The sequence below is a fragment of the Okeania sp. KiyG1 genome (genome assembly GCF_014132355.1).
In the GTDB taxonomy this organism is placed as follows: Bacteria; Cyanobacteriota; Cyanobacteriia; order Cyanobacteriales; family Microcoleaceae; genus Okeania.
The window spans coordinates 79,164-86,138 of sequence record NZ_BLZO01000113.1 but is presented as its reverse complement, the minus strand read 5'-3'; the positions used below and the strand labels follow the sequence as shown (position 1 = coordinate 86,138).

General features: G+C 37.7%; 5 protein-coding genes. All 5 read right to left on the bottom strand.

The annotated features are described in order from the left end of the window. A partial coding sequence (locus SAGCYANO_RS26705; protein WP_202222845.1) for a DUF4347 domain-containing protein occupies nt 1–1,749 on the bottom strand: 1,749 nt, incomplete at its 3' end. A gap of 1,057 nt (nt 1,750–2,806) precedes the next feature. Further along, entirely contained in the window at nt 2,807–3,730 is a 924-nt protein-coding gene (locus SAGCYANO_RS26700; protein ID WP_202222844.1) for an isoaspartyl peptidase/L-asparaginase, read from the bottom strand. Between the two features lie 45 nt (nt 3,731–3,775). Then, complete coding sequence (locus SAGCYANO_RS26695; RefSeq protein ID WP_202222843.1) at nt 3,776–3,943, bottom strand: DUF2256 domain-containing protein; 168 nt, start codon at nt 3,941–3,943, stop codon at nt 3,776–3,778. Nucleotides 3,944–4,399: 456 nt separating this feature from the next. After that, nucleotides 4,400–4,693 (bottom strand): transposase, encoded by a 294-nt coding sequence (locus SAGCYANO_RS26690; RefSeq protein ID WP_202222842.1) that lies wholly within the window; start codon nt 4,691–4,693, stop codon nt 4,400–4,402. 1,135 nt (nt 4,694–5,828) lie between these two features. Further along, nucleotides 5,829–6,821 (bottom strand): DMT family transporter, encoded by a 993-nt coding sequence (locus SAGCYANO_RS26685; RefSeq protein ID WP_202222841.1) that lies wholly within the window; start codon nt 6,819–6,821, stop codon nt 5,829–5,831. Nucleotides 6,822–6,975 lie beyond the last annotated feature (154 nt).

The following is a 6,975-nucleotide window of genomic DNA, read 5'->3' as shown; positions in this document are numbered from 1 at the left end:
GACTGTGAGGGTGTCGTTGGCGTCTGGGTCGCTGTCTATTCCGTTGCCGTTGTCTAAAAGTACGTTTTCGCTGTTGAGGACTGTGTCAGCTGCTGTGGTTTCACTGTCGTTTTGGGCTGTGGGGGGGTTATTATCATCATCCTCAATAATACCAATAGCAGAAGCTGTCGTAATTGTCACCCCTCCAAGAGAAGCGTTACTTATGTTGTCTCTATACTGAGCATCATTAAGAATCACAGTAAACTGTTCATCAGGTTCTGGTGTTGTATCACCCTGAGATTGTACAGTTATAGTTTTACTTGTCTCTCCCGGCGCAAAGGTTAAAAAACCATCATTATCTATGTAGTCACTATCAGCAACAGTAGCTGTGCCATCATTAACACTGTAGTCAACGACAACAGGAGTAAAGACTGCTTCGGATAAAGTAACTGTATACTCGTAGTTTGTAGTTCCACTGTCTCCTTCAACTAATGTAATGGTAGGCGGAGTAATGCTGATATTAGTGTCAAAGCTAAAATTACTTAGTAAGGCAATAGTATGACGGGGTGGATCAACCGCTGCATTCTCATTATCACGAAATGTTAGTCTAAACTCTGTTATTGGTTCATCAAAATAACCAGTAACAGTTCCTTTGCCTGAACCTGGTCCTGTACTTGGAGAAACATCTTCACCTGTTACTACACCTAAGCTCTGATCTATCCTATAACTTGGATCAGGATCTACGCTGATTAGCTCTGGTATTATGCTTGCACCAGAAGCACTTGTTCCACCAAGTACTACTTCATCTATCCATTGTGGTATCCTCTCAGATTGTTCATCTATATCATGAACTTGTAATTGAACGTTATTTATTGCTTCAGAAAATGTTGCTATCAGAGTAACACCATCACCTCTGCTACCATCTTCGGGATTAATCGTGAAATTTAATGCATTTTGAGTAGTGCCCGTACCACCTTCAAAAAAAGGAAAGTCATCAGGAGTCGGAACCGGATTCGGGCCAGTCAGACCTGTACTTTCCATGATAATGCCATCATCAGCTACAATCCGAATTGTAACATCAACACCACTGCCATTAACATTTGTATAAACTTCAGTATGATCGTAGTTATTGGGATCTGTACCAGGTAAACCTGGAGTGTTGGGAGCTGGCCAGTCAATGTCATTCCAATCAAAGATCGGCAAAACGTGATTGTAAGCTCCGATCGCCTCCACCTCAAACGGCAATTTTACATCTATATTCCCTCTAGTAACCTCTAACTCCCAGTCACCACCCAAAGCAGCACTACCTGTAGGTCTAGCAGAAGCCGCAATATTTGCCCCTGTTAGCTGATGCAGCTTTTCCAAAAATTTTCTACCTACATCAGAGGCCGCGACACTACAACCATAGAGCAATATATTAGTAACGGACCAAGTTTCTAACTCTTCAGCATAACTATTATTAATACTTTCAATATTTAATTGGCTATTACCCAATTCTAAACAGCCTGGAGAACCATGAGAAACTATATGTATGGATGATATCTGAGGATATTTTTTGATAACTTTGGTAATCTGCTCAATACCATTGTCATTGGGCTGAAGAATAACTACTTTTGTCCCTGACAAAACTCCTGTAGCTAAACCCTGATAATTCTCAACATGAGAGTCTATAAAGACTATTTGTTGCTCTGTTTTTGGCTCTGTCGAAAAATCAAAGAATTCGATAGATTTTTTGGTAGATAAGGATTGGTAGATATTGATGGTAGACATTGGAATTTTTTCCTTAAATTTGGATCGTAGATAGATGTTGATTTATTAGCCTTTTCTATTATATAGACAAATTTTTTAACTGTAATGTTTATCAGCATTACTAAGCCAAATATATTAGAGAGTAAAGTACTAGCCTCTTCTCAATTATTTATAAATTTTAATCTTAAGACAGACAACAACTCGAATGCTTCCTCCAAGTGGGTGATTATGATATTCACACCTGATGATTATTTACAAATATTAAAGTTTCTTGTGTTCATATTTAGTTTTTCAATGCTAATTTTCAGAGTAAAGTATATAGAAATTCATAATATACACTATTAATTTTACTCCAAAAAGCATAGAATATAAAATTTATGCTTTACTTATTTTTAAAAATAAACAAACAAAAACCTATCGCTAAATGCTAGTTTATATACAATTACTTAATCAGTTTCAACCAGGGAATATACTTATTTATTTTGTTATATAAAGTTTAGCTAACCGTCATATCATGTCTGGTTAAATACTGAATAAATAATTGCTTCAGAGTCAGACTAGAGAGCATTATCTTTGGCTACCTACAAAAACCTATCTCTCAATGCTAGTTTATATACAATTACTTAATCAGTTTCAACCAGGGGAATATACTTATTTATTTTGTTATATCAAATTCAGACTGGGTAGCATTATCTTTGGCTACCTACAAAAGCCTAATATACTTATTTATTTTGTTATATGAAAGTTTAGCTAACCGTCATATCATTTCTGATTAAATACTGAATAAATCATTGCTTCAGAGCCAGACTAGAGAGCATTATCTTTGGCTACCTACAAAAGCCGATCGCTCAATGCTAGTTTATATACAACTACTTAATCAGTTTCAACCAGGGGAATATACTTATTTATTTTGTTATATAAGGTTTAGCTAATCGTCATATCATGTCTGGTTAAATACTGAATAAATAATTGCTTCAGAGTCAGACTATGAAGCATTATCTTTGGCGACCTAAAGGAGTTAGAGAGTATTTTTCAAATAAATATTAGATTGCGTAGGGCAACTGCCCCCAATTATGAATTATTCAGCAGTAAAAATTAATGTCCCTTTTGCTGCTTCTAAGCTATCACCAATTTTTTGCCCATCGTGAAAAGCTGCCAAAATGACATCGCAAGTTTTTCCCCAAGCAATTATGCCGTTGGCATCAATAGCGATCGCTCCTAAGTCCCTCTGATGTTCGTGTGCTTCAGCAAATGAACGTTCAAAAGCTGCTTTGAGTGAAAAACCATCTGTCACCCGAATCACAATTTTGGCAGCCAAACATTCATCAATAATATCTTCTCCAATGCCGGTACAACTAACTCCAGCACTGCCAGTGGCATAATTTCCGGCTGGCATGGCCGAATCACTTACACGACCAATCTTTTCAAAACCTTTCCCACCAGTAGAGGTACCCGCAGCTAATCTTCCTTCTTTATCTAAGACTACCACTCCGATAGTGCCAGTACCTGCAGATTCTGCCACGACATTGGCCATCTTTCTTCTAAAGCCTTGTTTGCGGTCTTCTAGCCATTCGTTTAATCGTTTATCTGTGAGGGGGTTGTAAACGGGCATTTGTAGTTCCCGCACAAACTCAGCAGCTCCATTGTCTGATAATACGCGATCAGGTGATGTTTGCAGTGCTTTGGCCAACTCAATGGGGTTTTTAATCCGGGAGACATTGATCGCCCCACTAAACCGATTATTTAAACCATCCATCAAGGAAGCACTCATCCGAATTTGGCCATCAGATTGTAGGACTGAACCAGTCCCAGCATTAAATATGGGGTCATCTTCTAATAGTTGACAACCACGGACAACTACATCAATGGCTTTTGTATCGCTCAGAAGCAAGTTATGTAATTCATCTACTATTTTATGGAGAGATTTACGGACTGTTTCTAATCCTCCTTTTTGCTTAAGGGAGCTACCTGCACCGCCGTGAATAATTAGTTTTGGTTGCATTTTTTGTTGTGATTAATTACAGAATCATTAAACTTAGGTATGAGGTTATATGTCAATTTGTTTGTCAATATTTGATTTGCGTCGCCGACACCTTTCAGAACAATATTTGACTTGATCCCAACACTCAGCCCATTTTTTTCGCCAGGTAAAAGGACGATTACATACAGGGCATATTTTGGTTGGTAAGTCAGATTTAGATTTAGCCTTTCCCATGATATTGTATTTAGTTTGTATGTAAGCATTCAGCAGTCAGCGACTGCTTATCTGTTATACCATTTTGAAAAAAGAATGTTACAAATACTTTGGTGCGATCACTTTTTAAATAGGGTTTGCGCTTCACTAGTCTTTTAGTAGGGGTAGAAGACAGGAGACAACCCACCCCTAACCCCGACCGTGGAGGGGAAAGACAGGAGACAGGAGGAACGGGGAATTATAGAGGAGGTAGGAGCTAAGTTTTGTCCAAAGATTGTTCTGCTCAACTATGCGCCTAAAATACTAACTTTTTGAGCGTTTTAGACGTGATACCAGGCACTTTTTAAAGGCCACAAAAAGGCTAAAGTCTTTATATGTCAATGCTTTGAGATTTAATCAGCAAGCCCTAAATATTGGATACTGAAAGGCGATTTGCGCTCCGCAACGCTCCGCGAACGCTGCCTAAATATTGGCCATTTATAAAGCATCAACAATAAATTCCCAGCCAGTTATTCGAGCTATTACTTTTTGGGTTAATTTGTTTAAACTTTTAGTTAGAGCATTTTGTAAATCCTCTATGCTGCCAAAATTAATCCACTTAAAATCTTCCTTAATGTATTGCCATAACCTTTCTATTGGGTTAACTTGTGGGCTATAAGTGGGTTGAAATAGTAAAACTATATTCTCAGGAATATTTAATGTTAATGCTTTATGTAAAGCACCATTATCTAGCTGAATTATGTGAACTTCATTACTGTTACTTTTCTGCAAATAATTCTAAAAATTTATCGAAACAAATACTGTTAAGATGAGTAAATTCAAAAAAAAAACTCTCTTCAATAGCCTGAAATAATTAGGGTTTGCGCTTCACTAGTCTTTTAGTAGAGGTAGGAGACAGGAGACAGGAGACAACCCACCCCTAACCCCGACCGTGGAGGGGAGAAATGGGAATGAGCAAGGAGGTAGGAGCTAAGTTTTGTCCCTCAATTTTTCTGTCCTTAGTTTGCCCTTTATGCTAACTTTTTGAAGGTTTTAGACTAAAACCAGCGCACTTTTTGGGAATCTAAGAAGGCTCAAACTTTTACTTGTAAATGGTTTGATCCCACATTTCGCACCACAAAATGTAGCAACCGAAGAAGGAGTCAGGAGACAGGAGACAGGAGACAGAATTTGAGAAGAAAATCATAGCTGCCGTGATTGAGTAATCAAATATAGCAAGTATTTATGCGTAAATTTTTAATCAGAATTTGATCAACGAAAAAAGTAATTGAGATGATTTGCATAGTATAAATACTTACAAAACTACGGATTTATATACTACTTTTAATCCCACATTCCGCACGTCAATTTGTAACATTAAAAGTAGTATAAAAATAACAGCTTTGCTAAGTATTTATACTGTATAAATTATCTTCATTAACCTTTCTTAAGAGTCAAATTTTTGGGAAAATATTAAGCATAAATACTCAATTTCTACGTTATTATTTTCTCCTGAATTCTGAATTCTGGATTCTGACTCCTAATTTTTTATACTACGTTTTGTCGTGCGGAATGTAGGTTTGATAATTAATCAGCAAGCCCTAATTACCAGACAATCATTTCAGCCTTTATACTTAACAAAATTCATAATTATAAAATCTGCTTCAATATCTGCGGAATGTGGGATTGAAGATTGAAGTCGAAGAGATGTTGGGGTGAATGAAGGGGGTTGGATATGCTCAAGTTTACTCCTAGACTACATTACAGATGAGTTGGCACGCTCATTACAGCTTCTCTAGTTTTACGCCTATTTTGTACTACATTTTTAAGTGCGGAATGTAGGCTGAAATCCTTATCCCACAATAGCTTTGAAGTGCTTGTCACCCCGTGAGGTAAATATGGTGTGGGTAGAATTAGCGACGAGGAATTAATTGTCGGTTCTATCTGGTTTTGCTTTTAAGCCTAGATAAACTCCAAATATAATAATAGCAAATGACACTCCATTCCAGAAATTCAGTGTTTCTCCAAAGGCAAACCAGGCAGCGCTCGCTGTTAATATTGGATCGAGCAAAAATATTAAGGCCACTAAACTTGCTGAAACTGTACGAAGACTATAGGACATGAGGCCCATACCAAGCAGAGAACCAGCGATTACCAATGCGACCACAGTGAACCAACCCTGGGATGAGACTGGAAACAGTTTTTCCCCCAACGTAAGCGTCACTATTAATGTTAGAATAGTCCCAGCCAAGGAACACCAAAACAAGATTGTTAGACTGCTAACCTGAGACCGCAGCCTTTCTACAACCATTAAATAAGTGGCGAGGGCTACTGCTGAAATCAGGGCTAAAATATCACCTTGTATCTTGTGAGGATCCAATTGAAAATCATTGATACTGAGGATGATTGCTCCTCCTACAGCAATAACTACTCCGATCAAAAATCTGCGGTTAAATTGAGTTTTAAAAATCAACCAACTTCCTAAAGTAGTGAACATGGGTGTAAGGTTATGCATCAAGGAGGAATTTGCCACACTTGTCTGAGTCAGGGCCCAACACAATATAACAAGATTAATTGTAAAAGAAGTTATAGTAACCCCCCAAATCAAATATATTTGATAAGTTTGAGTTTTGTTGGGGATCTGCGATAGCAAGTTTCTGGGAATTTGTTGTCGTTCAGGGACAGATTGCTGAGTTTTAAAGTGACAGATGATGATACGAAATCCTTGCCAAATTGCCAAGATTAAAGTCGTAATCCAGCAGCGATTGAAAATGGTGGCTTCTGGGCTTAGTTCGATTTCACACCATCGAATCAGTAATGGCACAAAAGAAAAGGATATTAGACTAAGTATCAGCGCTGTGATTGCTAACCAATAACTGAATTCATCACGTTCTACTATTACTTCTCTTTCGTTAGTCAATAAGGGATTTTCCATGGAAGAGGATGTTTGAAAGGTTTGTTTGAATGAAGCCAATTGTTGAAATACTTAGGATTTGCTGAAAAAGTATGAGTGGTAAGGGGAGGAGTCAGGAAGACCGAGTCAGGAGAAATGGGAATTATAGAGGATGTAGTTG

Excerpts from the sequence above, each read along its gene's own strand:
- SAGCYANO_RS26700 (WP_202222844.1), bottom strand. The coding sequence starts at position 3,730 with ATGCAACCAAAACTAATTATTCACGGCGGTGCAGGTAGCTCCCTTAAG.
- SAGCYANO_RS26695 (WP_202222843.1), bottom strand. The coding sequence starts at position 3,943 with ATGGGAAAGGCTAAATCTAAATCTGACTTACCAACCAAAATATGCCCT.